This is a genomic window from Vibrio sp. AH4, from assembly GCF_030710545.1.
In the GTDB taxonomy this organism is placed as follows: Bacteria; Pseudomonadota; Gammaproteobacteria; order Enterobacterales; family Vibrionaceae; genus Vibrio; species Vibrio metoecus.
On the sequence record NZ_JALAIV010000001.1, the window covers coordinates 1,419,859 to 1,439,233 of the forward strand.

15 protein-coding genes and 8 tRNA genes are annotated in these 19,375 nt (G+C 48.9%); 21 read left to right on the plus strand and 2 right to left on the minus strand.

Features of this window, described 5'->3' with window-relative positions; translation table 11 throughout:
• Positions 1–32: 32 nt before the first annotated feature.
• Both mutS and cysM read right to left on the minus strand, forming a co-directional pair.
• Positions 33–2,621, minus strand: a complete 2,589-nt coding sequence (gene mutS / locus MKA69_RS06770; RefSeq protein ID WP_305847733.1) for a DNA mismatch repair protein MutS — start codon at positions 2,619–2,621, stop codon at positions 33–35.
• A 266-nt stretch (positions 2,622–2,887) separates the two neighbouring features.
• Complete coding sequence (cysM, locus tag MKA69_RS06775) at positions 2,888–3,775, minus strand: cysteine synthase CysM (protein WP_305847734.1); 888 nt, start codon at positions 3,773–3,775, stop codon at positions 2,888–2,890.
• A gap of 256 nt (positions 3,776–4,031) precedes the next feature.
• Here cysM and cysP point away from each other — a divergent pair, with 256 nt between their 5' ends.
• The 21 genes from cysP to oadA all read left to right on the plus strand — a co-directional run bounded on the left by cysP (position 4,032) and on the right by oadA (position 19,374).
• Positions 4,032–5,033 carry a thiosulfate ABC transporter substrate-binding protein CysP gene (gene cysP, locus MKA69_RS06780; protein ID WP_305847735.1) on the plus strand — a complete coding sequence of 334 codons (1,002 nt, stop codon included), beginning with the start codon at positions 4,032–4,034 and terminating at the stop codon, positions 5,031–5,033.
• 76 nt (positions 5,034–5,109) lie between these two features.
• A complete protein-coding gene (gene cysT / locus MKA69_RS06785) occupies positions 5,110–5,961 on the plus strand; it encodes a sulfate/thiosulfate ABC transporter permease CysT (RefSeq protein ID WP_000531809.1) in 852 nt (283 codons plus the stop codon).
• 10 nt (positions 5,962–5,971) lie between these two features.
• Positions 5,972–6,835, plus strand: coding sequence for a sulfate ABC transporter permease subunit CysW (cysW, locus tag MKA69_RS06790; protein ID WP_305847736.1), 864 nt, complete (start codon positions 5,972–5,974; stop codon positions 6,833–6,835).
• Positions 6,832–7,962 (plus strand): sulfate/molybdate ABC transporter ATP-binding protein, encoded by a 1,131-nt coding sequence (locus tag MKA69_RS06795; protein ID WP_248341198.1) that lies wholly within the window; start codon positions 6,832–6,834, stop codon positions 7,960–7,962. Before cysW ends, MKA69_RS06795 begins: the two co-directional genes overlap by 4 nt.
• Before the next feature lie 133 nt (positions 7,963–8,095).
• Positions 8,096–8,947 carry a bile acid:sodium symporter family protein gene (locus MKA69_RS06800; protein ID WP_055043657.1) on the plus strand — a complete coding sequence of 284 codons (852 nt, stop codon included), beginning with the start codon at positions 8,096–8,098 and terminating at the stop codon, positions 8,945–8,947.
• Positions 8,948–9,010: 63 nt separating this feature from the next.
• Positions 9,011–9,517 carry a nicotinamide-nucleotide amidase gene (gene pncC, locus MKA69_RS06805; protein ID WP_095468479.1) on the plus strand — a complete coding sequence of 169 codons (507 nt, stop codon included), beginning with the start codon at positions 9,011–9,013 and terminating at the stop codon, positions 9,515–9,517.
• A 133-nt stretch (positions 9,518–9,650) separates the two neighbouring features.
• Positions 9,651–10,715, plus strand: coding sequence for a recombinase RecA (recA, locus tag MKA69_RS06810; protein WP_000344156.1), 1,065 nt, complete (start codon positions 9,651–9,653; stop codon positions 10,713–10,715).
• Between the two features lie 128 nt (positions 10,716–10,843).
• The gene (gene recX, locus MKA69_RS06815; RefSeq protein ID WP_055033962.1) at positions 10,844–11,302 is read left to right on the plus strand and encodes a recombination regulator RecX; all 459 of its coding nucleotides are present in this window, start codon (positions 10,844–10,846) and stop codon (positions 11,300–11,302) included.
• 172 nt (positions 11,303–11,474) lie between these two features.
• Positions 11,475–14,057 carry an alanine--tRNA ligase gene (gene alaS / locus MKA69_RS06820; protein WP_305847737.1) on the plus strand — a complete coding sequence of 861 codons (2,583 nt, stop codon included), beginning with the start codon at positions 11,475–11,477 and terminating at the stop codon, positions 14,055–14,057.
• 203 nt (positions 14,058–14,260) lie between these two features.
• Positions 14,261–15,448 (plus strand): aspartate kinase, encoded by a 1,188-nt coding sequence (locus tag MKA69_RS06825; protein ID WP_000743112.1) that lies wholly within the window; start codon positions 14,261–14,263, stop codon positions 15,446–15,448.
• Between the two features lie 91 nt (positions 15,449–15,539).
• Positions 15,540–15,737, plus strand: coding sequence for a carbon storage regulator CsrA (gene csrA / locus MKA69_RS06830; RefSeq protein ID WP_000906485.1), 198 nt, complete (start codon positions 15,540–15,542; stop codon positions 15,735–15,737).
• 181 nt (positions 15,738–15,918) lie between these two features.
• Positions 15,919–16,011 (plus strand) — tRNA-Ser (locus MKA69_RS06835).
• A gap of 33 nt (positions 16,012–16,044) precedes the next feature.
• Positions 16,045–16,121, plus strand: a tRNA-Arg gene (locus tag MKA69_RS06840).
• A 22-nt stretch (positions 16,122–16,143) separates the two neighbouring features.
• A tRNA-Ser gene (locus MKA69_RS06845) sits at positions 16,144–16,236 on the plus strand.
• Positions 16,237–16,302: 66 nt separating this feature from the next.
• A tRNA-Arg gene (locus tag MKA69_RS06850) sits at positions 16,303–16,379 on the plus strand.
• A 55-nt stretch (positions 16,380–16,434) separates the two neighbouring features.
• Positions 16,435–16,511, plus strand: a tRNA-Arg gene (locus tag MKA69_RS06855).
• Between the two features lie 71 nt (positions 16,512–16,582).
• Positions 16,583–16,659, plus strand: a tRNA-Arg gene (locus MKA69_RS06860).
• 55 nt (positions 16,660–16,714) lie between these two features.
• Positions 16,715–16,791: transfer RNA gene (locus tag MKA69_RS06865), tRNA-Arg, on the plus strand.
• 71 nt (positions 16,792–16,862) lie between these two features.
• Positions 16,863–16,939: transfer RNA gene (locus MKA69_RS06870), tRNA-Arg, on the plus strand.
• 367 nt (positions 16,940–17,306) lie between these two features.
• Positions 17,307–17,567: an oxaloacetate decarboxylase subunit gamma gene (locus MKA69_RS06875; protein WP_000581307.1), complete on the plus strand. Its 261-nt coding sequence runs from the start codon at positions 17,307–17,309 to the stop codon at positions 17,565–17,567.
• Between the two features lie 25 nt (positions 17,568–17,592).
• Positions 17,593–19,374: a sodium-extruding oxaloacetate decarboxylase subunit alpha gene (gene oadA / locus MKA69_RS06880; RefSeq protein WP_305847738.1), complete on the plus strand. Its 1,782-nt coding sequence runs from the start codon at positions 17,593–17,595 to the stop codon at positions 19,372–19,374.
• Position 19,375: the final 1 nt, after the last annotated feature.

Here is a 19,375-nt window from a genome sequence, read left to right on the forward strand (position 1 = left end):
CTTTAGTTTTCCAGCATAAGAAAAAAACAGGATCAAAGCATTTTTTTCAAGCGATACAATGCATCAAGTGCCTGACGTGGTGTCAGTTCATCGGGATCCAACTCTGCTAGCGCTTGTTCAATAACACTAGGCTCCGGAATTAAGCTCAGTTGGTTGGCGATATCCACTCGGTTAGGTTTACGAGTCTCGGCAGGTTGTGAACTTAATAGCTCAAGTTGCTGAAGTTTGGCTCGCGCATTTTTGATCACAGGCTTTGGTACACCCGCGAGCCCAGCGACTGCCAAACCGAATGATTTGCTGGCTGCCCCTTCTTGTACCGCGTGCATAAAGGCGATGCTGTCGCCATGCTCTACCGCATCAAGGTGAACATTGGCTAAATGTGGCAAGCTGTTAGGTAGTTCGGTTAGCTCAAAGTAGTGAGTGGCGAATAGGGTAAGCGCCCCAATTTCACGCGCTAGCCATTCTGCACTAGCCCAAGCCAGTGACAGGCCATCATAGGTACTGGTGCCGCGGCCGATTTCATCCATTAACACTAAGCTGTGACTGGTCGCGTTGTGCAATATGTTGGCGGTTTCGGTCATTTCCACCATGAAGGTGGAACGACCAGAGGCGAGATCATCTGACGCGCCGATACGAGTAAAAATGCGATCTAGCGGGCCAACTTGCGCCGATTCCGCTGGTACATAGCTGCCGATATGCGCCATAAGAGCAATCAACGCGGTTTGACGCATATACGTTGATTTACCGCCCATATTGGGGCCAGTGATGATCAGCATGCGTCGCTGTGGGTTGAGCTCTATCGGGTTGGCGATAAACGGCTCGTTCATCACTTGCTCAACCACTGGGTGACGTCCACCAAGAATATGGATTCCGGCGTCTTTGACTAACGTTGGGCGGCAGTATTCCAAGCTTTCTGCGCGTTCCGCAAGGTTTTGCAGCACATCCAATTGGGCAATGGAAGCCGCCAGTCGTTGCAGCTGCTCAAGATGCGGCAACAGCAAATCGAACAACTCTTCCCACAGCTGTTTTTCAACGGCTAAAGCACGAGATTTGGAATTGAGTACCTTATCTTCATGCTGTTTAAGTTCTTCGATGATGTAACGTTCGGCATTCTTTAAGGTTTGGCGGCGCACATAATGGGGTGGTACTAAGTGACTCTGGCCGCGGCTAACCTGAATGTAGAAGCCATGCACATTGTTATAGCCCACTTTTAGGGTGTCGATGCCATGGCGATCGCGCTCTTCGGCTTCCAAGCGTTCCAGAAATTCGGTTGCGCCGTTGGCTAAATCGCGCCATTCATCGAGTTCGGCACTATAACCATCGGCGATCACACCACCGTCGCGGATCACCACAGGTGGGTTTTCTTTAATCGCACGCTCTAATAAATGGCAAAGCTCATCCATCGGCTGGGCGTGTGAGCGCAGCTCGGCAAGGTGAGGTTGTGCCAGTTCGCTCATTACAGAATGTAATTCTGGCAACTGCTGCATGGCGTGGCGTAGGCGAGCCAAATCACGCGGACGCGCTGAGCGCAGCGCCAAGCGGGCGAGGATACGTTCAATATCACCAATCTGTTTGAGTATGGGATGCAGTTCGGCATATAACGCGGCTGCTTTCAGTTCACCAATCGCATCTAAGCGCTGATTGAGAGTGGCGTTATCGCGCATGGGTTGGTGGATCCAACGTTTGAGCATACGGCTGCCCATTGGTGTCGAACAATGGTCGAGTACATCCGCGAGCGTGTTATCTGTTCCACCTGCCAAGTTGTAAGTGAGCTCAAGATTGCGCCGTGTCGCTGCATCCAAAATCACCGATTGATCTTGACGATCCCAAGTCAGTGAACGAATGTGTGGTAACGCTGTGCGCTGAGTATCTTTCACGTATTGGATCAAGCAACCAGCTGCGCACAAGCCTAGTTGTGCTTGCTCAACCCCAAAGCCGACCAGATCGCGCGTACCAAATTGTTGGTTGAGTTGCTGCTTGGCGGTGGCGAGTTCAAACTCCCAAATCGGGCGACGGCGGTTACCTTGGCGATTGGCCATTAAATGCACTGGTGCGAAATCTTCAGGGAACAAGAGTTCACGAGGCGAAGTGCGTTGCAGCTCGGCGGCCATCTCTTCTTCGGTTTGCGGCTCACTGAGCTGAAAGCGACCGGAGGTAATATCCATCGTCGCATAACCGAAACGACCATTATGATGATAAATTGCCGCGATCAGGTTATCGACCCGCTCTGAGAGTAGGGCTTCATCGGTCACCGTTCCCGGTGTCACAATCCGCACCACTTTGCGCTCAACGGGGCCTTTGCTGGTGGCGGGATCGCCAATCTGTTCACAGATTGCGACCGATTCACCCATCTGCACCAATTTTGCCAAATAACCTTCTACCGCATGAAATGGCACACCCGCCATCGGGATCGGTTCACCCGCCGATGCACCGCGTTTGGTTAAGGAAATATCCAGCAGTTCAGAGGCGCGTTTCGCATCGTCATAAAACAGCTCGTAAAAATCACCCATGCGATAGAACAGCAAAATGTCTGGGTTTTCTGCCTTGAGTCTTAAATACTGTTGCATCATCGGAGTGTGGTGCGAAAGAGACTCGCTCGGTGAGGCGTTCGAATTCATCATAATTTTATATCGCTGGTTATCATCATCTGCTGATGCCGAGCTGCGTTTCACAACAAGGCGGCATGGGTCACTTAAAAACGGTTACAGAGAATAGCAAACCTGACTAGGGCGGGGCAATTGAGCTCTTGCTTTGCATGGTGATGACCTTACGGTTTATCAGGCCATCGCCGCAAGAGGTTTACCGAAAAGCGCGTAGGGAGCGTGATATGGATACCAAGTCAAACCGGTTTCGACACTCAGCCTAAGCCGAGTGTCGGAAAGCTCAGTTAGGAAAATAATCCTGAGGATAGATAACGGTCGCCACGATCGCACACAATCGCTACCACTACGGATCCCGGATTTTGCTGGGCAATCTGCAAAGCGGCAAAAACGGCTCCGCCAGAGCTGACGCCGGCGCATATTCCTTCTTCACGTGCAAGGGCGCGTGCGGTTTGTTCGGCGTCAGTTTGAGTTACATCCAGCACCTGATCGACTCTTGCCGCATCAAAAATGCCGGGCAGGTAGGCTTGTGGCCAACGGCGAATACCGGGAATTGCACTGCCTTCCGAGGGTTGTAAGCCGATGATCTGGATCTGCGGATTTTGCTGTTTCAGGTAACGAGATACTCCCATGATGGTACCTGTGGTGCCCATGCTTGAAACAAAATGGGTAATTTTGCCTTGGCTTTGCTGCCAGATTTCCGGCCCTGTGGAGCGAAAATGCGCGTCGGGGTTATCCAAGTTATTGAATTGATCCAATACTTTACCTTTACCTTCTTGCTGCATCTGTAACGCTAAATCGCGTGCGCCTTCCATCCCTTGTTCTTTGCTGACCAAAATCAGCTCAGCGCCATACGCGCGCATCGAATCTTTGCGCTCTTGAGTGGCGTTATCGGGCATGATCAGAATCATCTTGTAGCCTTTGATGGCGGCAGCCATAGCCAACGCTATGCCAGTATTACCACTGGTGGCTTCAATAATGGTATCTCCGGGCTGCAAACTGCCGCGCGCTTCGGCTTGCACAATCATATTAAGCGCCGGTCTATCTTTCACGGAACCCGCTGGATTATTGCCTTCGAGCTTCACCAATACCGTAGAGTGGCCTGCATTGAGGCGCTGTAAACGCACCAAGGGCGTTTGACCTACATAATCTTCAAGAGTGGGGAAATCAGACACAGAGCGATCCTTCTATTCTAATAGTGACAACCGATAAAGCTTCTGTTGATTGAGGGCGCAAGCGTAAGACGACTCTTTGCAAGCGGCGTTATTTTCATGTCAGCAGTATAAGAACGACTTTATCTTCGGCATACAATTTATTGCTAGAAATTATTCCAAAACGTTCTATTAATGTTCTTTTTTATAAACGAAATTCCTCATAATCTAGTCTCATCAAGGAAGCCATCTTGGCATAGTGATTCTGGAGTAGAACAACATGAACCGAATTAAATCGACATTAACAGCGTTACTGCTAGCAGGCTCGTTCCAAGCCTCTGCGGCTGATCAAACCATTCTCAACTCATCTTATGATATTGCTCGTGAGCTGTTTGTGGCTTACAACCCTGTGTTTGCTGAGCATTGGCAACAAAAAACAGGGAAGACGGTCGAAATTAAACAGTCACATGCTGGATCATCGGCTCAAGCGCGTTCTATTCTGCAAGGCCTCGCGGCGGATGTGGTGACGTTTAACCAAGTGACCGATGTGCAAATTCTGCACGACAAAGGCAAGCTGATCCCAGAAAACTGGCAAACCTTACTGCCAAATGCGAGCTCACCTTATTACTCCACCACCGCATTTTTGGTGCGCAAAGGCAACCCAAAGAACATCCAAGGTTGGAATGATTTAGTGCGTGATGATGTGAAAAGTGTGTTCCCGAACCCGAAAACCTCAGGTAATGCGCGTTACACCTACTTGGCAGCGCTAGGCTTTGCACAAAAACAATTTGGTCAGGATAACCAAGCGCAGCAAGATGAGTTTTTGAAGAAGTTTCTGGCAAATGTCGCGGTATTTGATACTGGCGGCCGTGGTGCAACTACATCATTCGTTGAGCGTGGGATTGGCGATGTGCTGATCACCTTTGAATCGGAAGTGAATAACATTCGCCAACAATACGGCGCGGATGATTACCAAGTCGTGGTGCCGAAAACCTCGATTTTGGCTGAATTCCCAGTCGCGGTTGTCGAGAAAGTGGCAAAACGTAATGGTACGACTGAGGTAGCAAACGAGTATGTTTCATACCTGTACAGTGAGCCAGCACAGCGTTTGCTAGCCGAGTTCAACTACCGAGTGCACGATGCCAAGGTACAAGCTGAGTTTGCTGAGCGTTTTCCTGCCGTTGAATTGCTAACTGTGGAAGGGATCGCCGGTGGTTGGGAACAAGCGATGAAAACCCAGTTCGCCAATGGTGCAAAGTTGGATCAACTGCTGCGCCGCTAATCTTGTCTTGAATTTCGCTAGGTTGCCCAATGGATGGGCAACCCTAATTTCTCCCTGATGTATCGAAAGAGGTTTTATGGGTCAAACGCTTGCACACTCTCGCCCGCGCCAGCAACGGGTTTTACCCGGTTTTGCGTTGAGCCTCGGTGTCTCTTTGCTGTTTGTCAGCTTGATCCTGCTGCTGCCTGCGACTGGGCTTATCATGCAGACCAGCAACATGACCTTTAGCGAGTATTGGCAAGTGATTGCCGACCCTCGTGTGGTGGCAAGTTATAAAGTGACGGTTGGCTCGGCCTTGATTGCTTCACTGTTTAATGGCTTGTTTGGTTTGCTGCTTGCTTGGGTGTTGGTGCGTTACACTTTTCCCGGCAAACGTATTCTTGATGCGCTGGTCGATCTTCCTTTTGCGCTGCCCACCGCGGTGGCTGGGATTACCTTGGCAACGCTGTATTCGGCCAACGGCTGGATTGGTAGTGTACTTGCCGAGTTGGGCATCAAGGTCGCTTATACGCCACTTGGTATTATTGTGGCGATGGCCTTTACCAGTATTCCCTTTGTGGTGCGCACGGTTCAGCCAGTGTTAGAAGAAATTTCCCGTGAGGAAGAAGAAGCGGGCATGACGTTGGGCGCATCCGACGCTGCTGTGTTTTGGAAAGTGATTCTTCCTTCACTCAAACCCGCTTTATTGGTCGGAACGGCGTTGTCTTTTACGCGCAGTTTAGGGGAGTTCGGAGCGGTGATCTTTATTGCCGGCAACATGCCTTACATCAGCGAAATTACCTCGTTAATGATCTTCGTACGTCTGCAAGAGTTTGATTTCCCAGCGGCGAGTGCTATTGCCTCGGTTGTGCTGCTGACCTCACTTTTGTTACTGCTGATGATTAACCTCTGGCAAGGCGCTTATCTGCGCCGCATTCACGGACGATAGGAATCAGTTTATGGCACATTCTCAGCCTTTACGTGTCGGTGAAAAGCCGTGGGTGAAATGGAGTTTGATCGCATTGGCTCTGTTATTGGTGGCTGTGTTGCTGCTGATCCCACTGCTGAGCATTTTCCAACAAGCGTTCGCCAACGGCATTGGCGCTTATTTTAGTTATTTTAATGACCCCGATACGCGCCACGCGATAGGGTTAACTCTGGTGGTGGCGCTACTGACAGTGCCAATCAATCTGGTGTTTGGTGTGCTGCTCTCTTGGCTAGTGACCCGTTTTGAATTTGTTGGTCGCAAGTTTTTGATCACCTTGATTGATATTCCGTTCGCTGTTTCTCCGGTGGTGGCGGGGCTACTTTACCTGCTGCTCTATGGCACCAGTGGCTGGTTGGGCGAATGGTTGTATGAGCGCGATCTGCAAATCATGTTTGCTTGGCCGGGCATTGTACTGGTGACTGTGTTTGTGACCTGTCCGTTTGTGGCGCGTGAGCTAATTCCACTTATGCAGCAGCAAGGACGCTCGGATGAAGAAGCCGCGGTGATTTTGGGCGCATCATGGTGGCAACTGTTTCGCCGAGTCACTCTGCCTAACATTAAGTGGGCGCTGATTTATGGCGTGATCCTCACCAATGCTCGCGCGGCGGGGGAGTTTGGCGCGGTAGCGGTGGTTTCAGGCAACATTCGTGGTGAAACCAATACCTTGCCTTTGCATGTACAGCTTCTGTACGAGGATTATCAATCGCAAGCGGCCTTTGCTAGCGCTTCGCTACTGGCGTTTATCGCCCTATTAACACTATTACTGAAAGCTTTGGTCGAGTGGCGTCAAGAGCGCCTTCAGGCGGTCGAGCATAATGAGCAGGGAACCTTATGAGCATTCGTCTAGATAATATCTCTAAACATTTTGGCCAGTTTCAGGCGCTTGCCCCGCTTTCTCTCAAGATTGAAGATGGTGAAATGATTGGTTTGTTAGGGCCATCTGGTTCAGGAAAAACCACTTTGCTGCGTATTATTGCCGGTTTGGAAGGGGCGGATTCCGGTACGATTCATTTTCGAGATCGTGACGTAACCAACGTGCATGTTCGCGATCGCCGAGTCGGTTTTGTGTTTCAAAACTATGCGCTGTTTCGTCATATGACGGTGGCCGATAACGTAGCGTTTGGCTTGCAGGTGATGGAGCGTGCTCAGCGTCCTCATCCGGCGGAAATTCAAAAGCGTGTGAAGCAACTGCTTGAAATCGTACAGCTTGGCCATTTGGCGCATCGTTATCCAGAGCAGCTTTCTGGTGGTCAAAAACAGCGTATTGCGCTGGCTCGCGCATTGGCAACCCAACCTGAAGTGCTACTGTTGGATGAGCCGTTTGGTGCTTTGGATGCCAAAGTGCGTAAAGAGCTGCGCCGTTGGCTGCGTAGCCTGCATGACGAGTTAGGTTTTACCAGCGTGTTTGTGACCCACGATCAGGATGAAGCGTTGGAGCTTTCCGATCGCGTAGTGGTGATGAGCAATGGACGAATTGAGCAGATCGACTCACCCGTTGAGCTTTATGCTCAGCCCAATAGCCGCTTTGTGTTTGATTTCTTTGGGAACGTCAATCAGTTTGCGGGTGAGTGGCAAAATGGTCAGTGGGTCAATGGCTCTGCCTTTATTCAGCCACCAGAGAGTGACGCGACGCGTCAAAGTGGTTTGCTCTATGTGCGCAGCCATGAGTTGGCGCTGTCGGATAAAGAGAACAGCCAAGCCTCATTGCCGTTTGAAGTGGTCTCGATTAACCCGGTTGGGGCAGAAGTGCGCGTTGAGTTAGCGCCTGTCGGTTGGCAAAGCCAAGAGCTGTGGGAAGCCAAACTTTCACATCGCTCTCTAAGCGAAAAACGCTTGAGTCGCGGCGATCAAGTCTTCGCCACACCACAAGTGGGCTATTTCTTTGCCAGTGAAGGGCAAAGTAGCCCGAGCGTCCTACGCTGGCCATTCTTGGCTCCGGGTAGCTTGATGTTTGAAATCTGATTGAGAGGAGTGCCCAAAGGCACTCTTTGTTTTTATGAGGATTGCAATTCCTTCTTAATCCGGTAGCTTTGCTGATGTTTTTTACCCAATAACATGCAAATTTTGTGAAAAAGCAAACCTGAAGGGGGAAAGTATGGCGCAATTAATGTTAACGATTGGGCTTCCTATCGCGCTCGCTTGGATGATGTTTTGTGTCGGTATTACCTTGTCAGTGGCAGATTTCAAACGGGTGAGTGAATACCCAGGCAAAATTGCCCTTGGGCTTACTGCGCAGCTGATTGGGTTACCGCTTATTGCTTATCTGCTGATTCATACTTTTGCTCTGCCAGAAGTGGTGGCTGTTGGATTGTGGATTTTAGCCTTGGCTCCGGGGGGGGCATCATCAAATGCGATTAGCCATTTAGCGGGAGGGGATGCCGCACTTTCGATCACGATGACGGCAGTGAGTAGCTTAATTATTCCTTTTAGTTTGCCGTTGCTATTACCTCTGGTGCTAACGGAAGTTTCTACGGTTATTCCTTTAAAAACCGCCATCTTACAGCTGATGGTCGTGACTCTGTTGCCCGTCACGTTGGGCATGTTGTTACACCATTTTTGCAAAGGTGAGCGCTTTCACCAGTTCTCGGCATTCGCTGGAAAAACGGCGTTGTGGGCATTGTTCTTTACCGTTGCCGTGACTCTGGCGGCGAATACTGCCGTTTTTACACAGCTATTTTCTATTGCCGCATTAATGGTACTGCTGCTTTGCCTGTTAGGCATGGGGCTTGGGGTGGTTTGCGCTAAGCTTCTCTCTGGTGATGCGAAGCTAACCAAAACCTTTGCCATTGAAGTGGGGATACAAAATGCGGGCACGGCAATTTTTGTGGCGATTGTCCAACTTCAGCAACCGGAATTGGCATTAACGCCTTTATTGTATGGTGTGCTGATGAATCTTCCTGCAGTCATGTTAATAGCATGGAATAAACAAAAAACAGTGAAAGCCTAAGTGTGTGTGTTGGGCCAATTCTAAATCCGCGTTAGTGATGCTAAATAGACGAGAAAACTGAGCATGAGAACACCATTATTAATGAGTCAACAGCTAGGACTCTTACTCGCCAAGCAGCAGCAGATCCTGACCACGGCGGAATCTTGCACCGGTGGTGGTGTGGCTTACTGGGTGACAGAAGTGGCCGGAAGCTCTGCATGGTTTGATCGCAGCTTTGTGACTTACAGTAATGAAGCCAAACAAGAGATGATCGGCGTTCGAGAAGCAACATTACAACAATTTGGTGCAGTTTCTGAACAGACCGTTGAAGAGATGGCGCTCGGCGCACTTTTGCATTCAAAGGCTACGCTGGCGGCAGCTATTAGCGGCATTGCTGGCCCCGGTGGTGGTAGCGCAGAAAAGCCGGTCGGCACCGTCTGTTTTGGTTTTGCTAGCGTACAAGGTTGGCTCAAGATAGAAACGTGCCACTTTACAGGTGATCGCGAACAGGTGCGTCAGCAAGCCATCGAACATGTGTTGCAAAGCCTAATCCAGCACCTTACTTTGCGTGACGCTCAAAACGTTAACTGAGCCAAACTTTTTTCTATACAGGGGTGGACACTGTACAAATCAACAGTATAATGAGCCCCAACATGACAAATCAGCGTCGACCCGATTTCGACACAATTACCTATCACCTGAGAGTGACTATCCGGAGAGAGTAATGGACGAGAATAAACAGAAGGCACTTGCGGCCGCCCTCGGTCAAATTGAAAAGCAATTTGGTAAAGGTTCCATCATGCGCCTAGGCGACAACCGCGCGATGGACGTAGAAACCATCTCGACCGGTTCTCTGTCTCTGGATATTGCATTGGGTGCAGGTGGTCTGCCAATGGGGCGTATCGTGGAGATCTTCGGCCCTGAATCTTCGGGTAAAACAACACTGACTCTGGAGCTGATTGCTGCAGCGCAGCGTGAAGGTAAAACCTGTGCGTTTATTGATGCAGAGCACGCGCTGGATCCGGTTTATGCCAAGAAGCTGGGCGTGAATATCGATGAGCTACTGGTATCTCAACCTGATACGGGTGAACAAGCACTGGAAATCTGTGATGCTCTGGCTCGCTCTGGTGCGGTTGACGTCATCGTGGTTGACTCAGTAGCGGCTTTGACACCAAAAGCGGAAATTGAAGGCGAAATGGGCGATAGCCACATGGGCCTGCAAGCGCGTATGTTGTCGCAAGCAATGCGTAAACTGACGGGTAACCTCAAGCAATCCAACTGTATGTGTATCTTCATCAACCAAATTCGTATGAAGATTGGTGTGATGTTTGGTAACCCAGAAACGACCACTGGCGGTAACGCACTGAAATTCTATGCTTCTGTCCGTCTTGATATTCGTCGTACTGGCGCAATCAAAGAAGGCGAGGAAGTGGTGGGTAACGAAACTCGCATCAAAGTAGTGAAGAACAAGATTGCGGCACCGTTTAAAGAGGCTAATACTCAAATTATGTATGGCCAAGGTTTTAACCGCGAAGGTGAATTGATCGATCTTGGCGTGAAACACAAAATGGTTGAAAAGTCAGGTGCTTGGTACAGCTACAACGGCGATAAAATCGGCCAAGGTAAAGCGAATGCGTGCAAATATCTGAAAGAAAATCCAGAGATTGCTAAGACGCTAGACAAAAAACTGCGTGAAATGCTGCTTAACCCAGAGAACATGCAACTGACTGGTGAAACGGCTTCTGCCGCTGATGATGTCGAATTTGGCGCAGTACCAGAAGAGTTTTAATCGACTGGCTGAACTCAGAGAGTTTCAGCGTCTAAGTATCGATTTTATGAAGCCCTGCAATGCAGGGCTTCTTTTTGGCTGCCAATTTAGTGAATCAAAACTCACCGTTAGCCTAACAGGAGAATTCCATGAGTCTCGACTTAACGGCTTGCCGACAAAGCGCTCTGCAACTGCTTAGCCGCCGTGATCATAGCGAGTATGAGTTACACCAAAAGCTAACGCTTAAAGGGCATGTCCATGAGGTCGTGGATGAAGTGGTGAAATATTGTTTAGAGTTAGGGTATTTAAGTGATGTTCGCTACACAGCAAGTCAAGCGCGGCAAATGGTGCATAAAGGGTATGGTGAGCAGCGTTTGCGCCAGCAACTCAAAGAGAAACGAGTGGCGGAAGCGGTGATTGAACAAGTGCTCGCAGAACAAACAATCGATTGGTTTGAGCTAGCAAAAGAAGTGGCACACAAGAAATTCAAAGCTGGGATAAGCTTCGAACGCTCACAATACGCCAAGCAAGTTCGTTATTTGCAGTACCGTGGCTTCAACTTTGACCAAATACGATACGCACTTCAAGCCAGTGAGAGCGATCAGTAATCGCTTTCCCCCTCTATATTCCCCTTGTTAATCCCGATCTAGATTTTATTCATTTGGGTTGAGCTGTCGATCGATACACATTCAGTTTGTTAAAGAGAAGAAACTAGGCGAACTCTTATCCTTGCTTTACAATAGCGCAAAATTCTAACTTGAGTATTTCAGGAAGAGCTGCATGTTTATGAGCACGGATGAGGTGCGCCGCGCGTTCCTCTCATTCTTTGAAAGCAAAGGTCACCAAATTGTAGAAAGTTCTTCTCTGGTGCCTGCTAACGATCCGACCCTGCTGTTTACCAACGCAGGGATGAACCAATTTAAAGACTGTTTCTTGGGCTTGGAAAAGCGCGCCTACACTCGCGCTACCACAGCTCAACGTTGTGTCCGCGCAGGCGGTAAGCACAACGACCTAGAAAACGTCGGTTTCACCGCGCGTCACCACACTTTCTTCGAAATGCTGGGTAACTTCAGCTTCGGTGACTATTTCAAAGAAGATGCTATCCAGTATGCATGGGAGTTTCTGACTGGCGTACTGCAATTGCCGAAAGAGCGCTTGCTGGTAACGGTTTATGAAACCGATGATGAAGCCTTTGATATTTGGAATAAAAAAGTCGGCATTCCTGCAGACCGTATTATTCGTATTGGCGATAAAAAAGGTGGCAAGAAGTTTGATTCTGACAACTTCTGGCAGATGGGTGACACCGGTCCTTGCGGCCCATGTACCGAAATCTTTTATGACCACGGCGACCACATTTGGGGTGGACCTCCAGGCTCGCCTGAAGAAGATGGCGATCGTTTCATCGAGATTTGGAACAACGTTTTCATGCAGTTCAACCGTCATGCAGATGGCACGATGGAGCCATTACCTAAGCCGTCTGTAGATACGGGCATGGGTATTGAGCGTATCTCTGCGATCATGCAAGGCGTGCACTCAAACTACGAAATCGATGTATTCCAGACTCTGATCAAAGCAGCAGCGGAAGCGATTGGTTACCAAGACTTGACCAATCAATCACTGCGTGTTGTGGCTGACCACATTCGTTCTTGCGCATTTTTGATCGTTGATGGCGTGATGCCGTCGAATGAAGGTCGTGGTTATGTACTGCGCCGTATCATTCGTCGTGCAGTTCGTCATGGCAACAAACTTGGTGCGCAAGGTGCGTTCTTCCACAAGCTGGTAGGACCGCTAGCGGAAGTGATGGGTACCGCGGGTGCTGAGCTGAAAAAGCAGCAGGCTCTGGTTGAAAAAGTCCTTCGCATCGAAGAAGAGAATTTTGGTCGTACTCTTGATCGCGGCATGAGCATTCTAAATGACGCGCTGGACCAACTGCCGGGCCAAGTGCTAGACGGTGAAACCGTATTTAAATTGTATGATACCTACGGCTTCCCAGCAGATCTAACCAATGATGTTGCGCGTGAACGTGGCTTTAGCATTGATGAGGCCGGTTTTGAAAAAGCTATGGAAGAGCAGCGCCAGCGTGCTCGTGAAGCGGGCCAATTTGGTACTGACTATAACTCGCTGATCAAATCTGCAACCAATACCGAATTCTGCGGTTACACGGCGAGCCGTGGTCAAAGCGTGGTGCGTGAAATGTTCGTTGAGGGCGCAGAAGTTTCTGCTCTTTCAGCGGGTGATAAAGCGATCATCGTATTGGATAACACGCCATTTTATGCTGAGTCTGGTGGCCAATGTGGCGATACTGGCGTACTCAAAACCGAAGCGGGTATTTTCCATGTAGAAGACACGCACAAGTTGGGTAACGCAATTGCGCATCACGGCATTTTAGCTCAGGGCGTCTTAGCGAAAGGCGATCAGGTAGAAGCGATTGTCGATGAACAGCGTCGCGCTGCAATTTCACTTAACCACTCTGCAACTCATTTGCTGCATGCAGCATTACGTAAAGTATTGGGTGAACACGTGGCGCAGAAAGGCTCACTGGTTCGTGCTGAAACACTGCGTTTTGACTTCTCTCATCTGGAAGCGATGACCGCTGCAGAGATCAAAGAAGTGGAACGTTTAGTGAACCAAGAAATTCGTCGTAATCATCACATCGAAACCAACATCATGAACATTGATGAAGCGAAAGCGAAAGGTGCGATGGCGCTGTTTGGTGAGAAATATGATGACCAAGTGCGCGTACTGTCGATGGGCGATTTCTCAACTGAGCTGTGTGGCGGTATCCACGCGAGCAACACGGGAGACATTGGCCTGTTCAAAATCATCTCTGAAGGTGGTATTGCAGCCGGTATTCGCCGTATTGAAGCGGTGACTGGTGAAGGTGCGCTTGATTATATCGAAGCGCAGCAAGCACAGCATGACGCAAAAGTTGTTGAGATGGCCGCTAAAGCCAAACTGTTAGAGAAAGAAATTCAGCAACTGAAAGATAAACTGGCGGCCAAAGAGAGCGCTGGTCTTATCAATCAAGTTAAGCAGATCGCCGGTGTGAATGTGTTGGTTGCAGGGTTGAATGGCGCTGACAACAAAGCACTGCGTGGCATGGTGGACGATCTGAAAAATCAACTTGGCAGCGGCATCATCATGCTAGGCAACGTGGCGGATGGCAAAGTGGGCTTGATCGCTGGTGTGACTAATGATTTAACAAGCAAAGTCAAAGCCGGTGAGTTGGTCAACATGGTCGCCCTACAAGTCGGTGGTAAAGGCGGTGGTCGCCCAGATATGGCTCAAGCTGGAGGGACAGATGCTCACGCTCTGCCGTCGGCCTTAGAGTCTGTTGACGCTTGGATTGCCGAGCGTCTATAACAGTGATAAATAGTTTACGCTCAATCAATATTTGTTGATTGAGCGTAATTTTATCGAGCAAACCAAGTGGTTTAATTGGCGCAAATAAAGACGAAGCCAATTAGCCGCTTGGTTTTATTTTAGTAACGATCAAATATTTTCCGACAAGTATGTCAGAGCATTTTGATCCCGATGAGACTTTGGTCTTGGGAAGGTGAATACTGGTGAAAAAGCCCCTTATCGTGCAAAAGTTCGGTGGAACTTCGGTGGGTTCAATTGAAAGAATGCAAACCGTAGCCGAACACATCATTAAGGCGAAGAATGATGGCAATCAAGTTGTAGTAGTCGTGTCTGCCATGGCAGGAGAAACCAATCGACTGGTGAGCTTAGCTCAGCAAGTCGATAGTGTGCCAAACGCGAGAGAACTTGATGTTTTGCTCTCTGCTGGTGAGCAGGTGTCAATGGCCTTAGTGGCGATGACACTGCACAAAATGGGCTACGCAGCCCGCTCACTAACCGGAGCTCAAGCGAAAATTGTGACGGATAATCAACACAATGACGCGACGATTAAACATATTGATACTCGAACGATTACCGAGCTGCTTGAGCAAGATTTTATTGTGATAGTCGCGGGTTTTCAGGGAGTCAATGAAAATGGGGATATCACCACTTTGGGTCGTGGTGGCTCAGATACCAGTGCGGTAGCATTGGCTGGGGCGCTCAACGCCGATGAGTGCCAAATCTTCACGGATGTCGATGGCGTATACACTTGTGATCCTAGAGTTGTGCCTACTGCACGTAAATTGGATGTAATTGATTTTCCCTCGATGGAAGAAATGGCACGTAAAGGAGCTAAAGTCCTACATTTGCCGTGTGTGCAGTATGCTTGGAAATATTCGGTACCGTTGCGAGTGCTTTCTACTTTTGAAGTCAATCAAGGTAGCTTAATAAAAGGCAATACCATCACTCATGCGGTGTGCGGTATTGCGATTCAGCGTGATATGACCTTGGTTACGGTAGAGAGTGAGGCGTTATCGAATATACTCAAACAATGTCAAATGCTTGGTGTCGAAGTATTTACGACACAGGAAGAGCTTGAAAAGAGTGCGTTGGTGATTAAGCGTGATGCCTATGCCAAATTACAGTTGGTTTGTGCAGATAAAGTCCGAGGTTTAGAGCCCGTCAGTCTGCTCACTAAGGTTGGACTTCAAGCGAGTGCGTTAGTGCCTCATGCTCGTAAGACCTTGGCTGAACATGGCATCGATGTGCGTTATGTCTCGGCCACGGAACAATCATCTATGCTAATGTTAGATCCTACAAATGTGGATCGTGCGGCTAATCTGTTGCACGACACCTATGTGACATCAGAAATCCCCCAAGAGTTTGCTATAAAACAAACCTTTTTAGGTTAAACGGGCACCTTTGAGAGTTTACGATGTCATAACTTTTGATGGATAATAGTGTAGTTGCAAGAAAATACAGAGATTACTCAAGGAGCTAAGAATGCTTATTTTGACTCGCCGCGTTGGCGAAACCCTGATGATCGGTGACGAAGTGACCGTGACAGTATTGGGCGTAAAAGGTAACCAGGTTCGTATTGGTGTGAATGCACCAAAAGAAGTGTCTGTGCACCGTGAAGAAATCTACATGCGCATTCAAGCTGAAAAAGGTAATGGTGGCGTTGCGTCTGGCAACTACTAATTATCGAAGAAAGGTCGGCCGCTAATGCCGACCTTTTTGTTTATCCCCGTGTTTTTATTTAGAAAGTGCAAATTCTCATCGCTTTGGTTAAATTGCCAACGGTTGAGTTGTTTTGCCGAGTTTTCTCCAAGAAAGTGTTTGACATATTTTTGGTAAATCGTAATATGTGCCTCCGCAAGACGGTGAGGTGGCCGAGAGGCTGAAGGCGCTCCCCTGCTAAGGGAGTATACGGTTTATAGCCGTATCGAGGGTTCGAATCCCTCCTTCACCGCCATTTCTTGCAATGCTTATTTCGATAAGCCACAGCGCGTCCGTAGCTCAGCTGGATAGAGTACCTGGCTACGAACCAGGCGGTCAGAGGTTCGAATCCTCTCGGACGCGCCATATTCTTCTAGAATATGAAAGTGGTGAGGTGGCCGAGAGGCTGAAGGCGCTCCCCTGCTAAGGGAGTATACGGTTTATAGCCGTATCGAGGGTTCGAATCCCTCCCTCACCGCCATTTATTGGCCTATGGTCAATTTTTTTGTTCTAGAAGAAAATATTTGTGATATAGTTCACAACCTGCGCGCTCGTAGCTCAGCTGGATAGAGTACCTGGCTACGAACCAGGCGGTCAGAGGTTCGAATCCTCTCGAGCGCGCCACTATTTAAAGCTCCTGAAGTTTCGGGAGTCGATTGTGAAAGCAATCAAAGCCTGCGCGTCCGTAGCTCAGCTGGATAGAGTACCTGGCTACGAACCAGGCGGTCAGAGGTTCGAATCCTCTCGGACGCGCCACTCTTATCTCGTTAAGAGAGAAGGGTAATACCCTGATACTGAAATATCGGTATCGAATCATTATATATTGCGCGCTCGTAGCTCAGCTGGATAGAGTACCTGGCTACGAACCAGGCGGTCAGAGGTTCGAATCCTCTCGAGCGCGCCACTATTTAAAGCTCCTGAAGTTTCGGGAGTCGATTGTGAAAGCAATCAAAGCCTGCGCGTCCGTAGCTCAGCTGGATAGAGTACCTGGCTACGAACCAGGCGGTCAGAGGTTCGAATCCTCTCGGACGCGCCACTCTTATCTCGTTAAGAGAGAAGGGTAATACCCTGATACTGAAATGTCGGTATCGAATCATTATATATTGCGCGCTCGTAGCTCAGCTGGATAGAGTACCTGGCTACGAACCAGGCGGTCAGAGGTTCGAATCCTCTCGAGCGCGCCACTATTAAAAGCCCTGCATGAAAATGCAGGGCTTTTTTACATCTCTCGATCACTTCATTTACTCTTGATTTACAACTTATTGTTTTGTTGAGAGTATTTCCCGCTATATTAACTTCATCGCAGAATTTAGCCCTTTTTCGCTGTAACTTAAATGAAATGGGTGAAAAAACAGCCTCTTTTCTTTGTTCTTTCGAGGGATCTTGGCGCTGGATTTGATGATTTATTGTTCCAGTTTGTGTCCAAGCTAAAAGAGTGCTTGTAACCAAATTGACAATTATTGTTCAGTCGAGATAATCCAGTTCTTCTGTAATGTGAATGAAAAATAAGCATTAGCAGAAAATGTCAGGATGACACGCAAAGGAAGCAACATGATACATATTGGAAGTCTACTTATGGATGCCGCCACTCTGATGGTCACCGGAATGGCTGTGGTATTCCTATTTCTTACTGTTCTCGTTTATCTCGTTCAGCTCATGTCTCGTTTTATACCTCAAGAGGCTCCTGAAGCAGCTGTAACGCCCAAGAAAAGTCAAAAAGTTCAACCGATCACTGATTCTGTCAACCCACAAGTTGTGGCCGCTATTTCTGCTGCGGTACATCAATACCGCGCAGCGGCAGTGAAACAGTAGTCTGGATTAAAAGGAGTTAATGAGCATGTCTAAACCGCTTGCAATAACGGATGTGGTTCTTCGTGATGCCCATCAATCACTCTTTGCTACGCGTATGCGTATCGAAGATATGCTGCCGATCGCCGCAGAGTTAGATAAGGTTGGTTACTGGTCCTTAGAAACGTGGGGCGGGGCCACATTTGATGCCTGTATTCGTTTCTTGGGTGAAGACCCTTGGGAGCGCCTACGTGCCTTAAAAAAAGCAATGCCGAATACCCCGATGCAGATGTTACTGCGTGGGCAAAATTTGCTAGGTTACCGCCATTACGCCGATGATGTGGTTGAAAAATTTGTTGAACGAGCTCATGCCAATGGTATGGATGTGTTCCGTATTTTTGATGCCATGAACGATGTCCGCAATTTCCAAAAAGCGGTGAAAGCCACGATTGATGTCGGTGCGCATGCTCAAGGTACGCTCTCTTATACCACGAGTCCGGTTCACAATACTCAAACATGGGTAGATTTGGCGAAACGCTTGGAAGATCTTGGCTGCCACTCCTTGTGTATTAAGGACATGTCAGGGCTACTAAAACCGTACGAAGCCGAAGAATTGATCACACGAATTAAGCAGTCTTGCGCGGTGCCTTTGGCGCTGCATTGTCACGCGACAACCGGCTTATCTACGGCTACGGCAGTAAAAGCGGTGGAAGCTGGGATTGATATTCTTGATACCGCGATTTCCTCAATGAGCCAGACTTATGGTCATACGCCCACGGAAACAGTGGTTGCGATGCTACAAGAGACACCAAGCGATACTCAACTGAAGCTGGAACAGCTTGAACCGATCGCGGCTTACTTCCGTGATGTGCGCAAGAAATACGCTAAGTTCGAAGGTCAATTAAAAGGGGTTGACTCGCGGATCCTGATTGCGCAAGTACCTGGTGGAATGCTGACGAATATGGAAAGTCAGTTGAAAGAGCAAGGTGCCGCCCATCGTATTGATGAAGTATTGGAAGAGATCCCACGTGTACGCCAAGATCTTGGTTTTATCCCGTTAGTGACGCCAACCTCTCAGATTGTTGGATCTCAAGCGGTGATTAACGTTTTGACCGGCGAGCGATACAAGAGCATTACCAAAGAAACTGCCGGTGTTCTGAAAGGGGAATACGGTGCAACGCCTGCTAGCGTGAATGCTGAGTTGCAAGCGCGAGTATTAGACGGCTCACAAGCGATTACTTGCCGCCCTGCCGATCTTTTGCAAGATGAACTTGAGCATCTGACCAAAGAGTTGCTTGAAAAAGCGCAGGCCGAAAAAATCACCTTAGCGGATGCGCAGGTAGACGATGTTCTGACTTATGCACTGTTCCCACAAGTTGGCCTGAAGTTCCTGAAGAATCGCCATAATCCAGAAGCGTTTGAACCTGCACCAGGTAAAGAGCCTGCATTAACGGTGGCTCCAACTACCAAACCTGCTGCGGGTATCGAGAGTTACAGTGTGAAAGTGGACGGTGTTGTGTATGACGTTGAAGTGGGTCCACAAGGTCAACTGACCTCTGTTGTGCCTGCAGCGCAAAAAGCGGCATCACAGCCAGTGATACCGACAAGTTCTCAGTCCACAGAAGCCATTGCCGCACCACTTGCTGGAACTATTTTTAAAATTGAAGTGGAGCAAGGTACTGAAGTGGCTGAAGGCGATGTTCTGATCGTGCTAGAAGCGATGAAGATGGAGACCGAAATTCGTGCTGCGCGCAATGGGGTCGTTCATGAGCTGCATGTGAAAGAAGGCGACAGTGTTCGTGTTGGTGCATCACTGCTGAGCTTGGCATAAG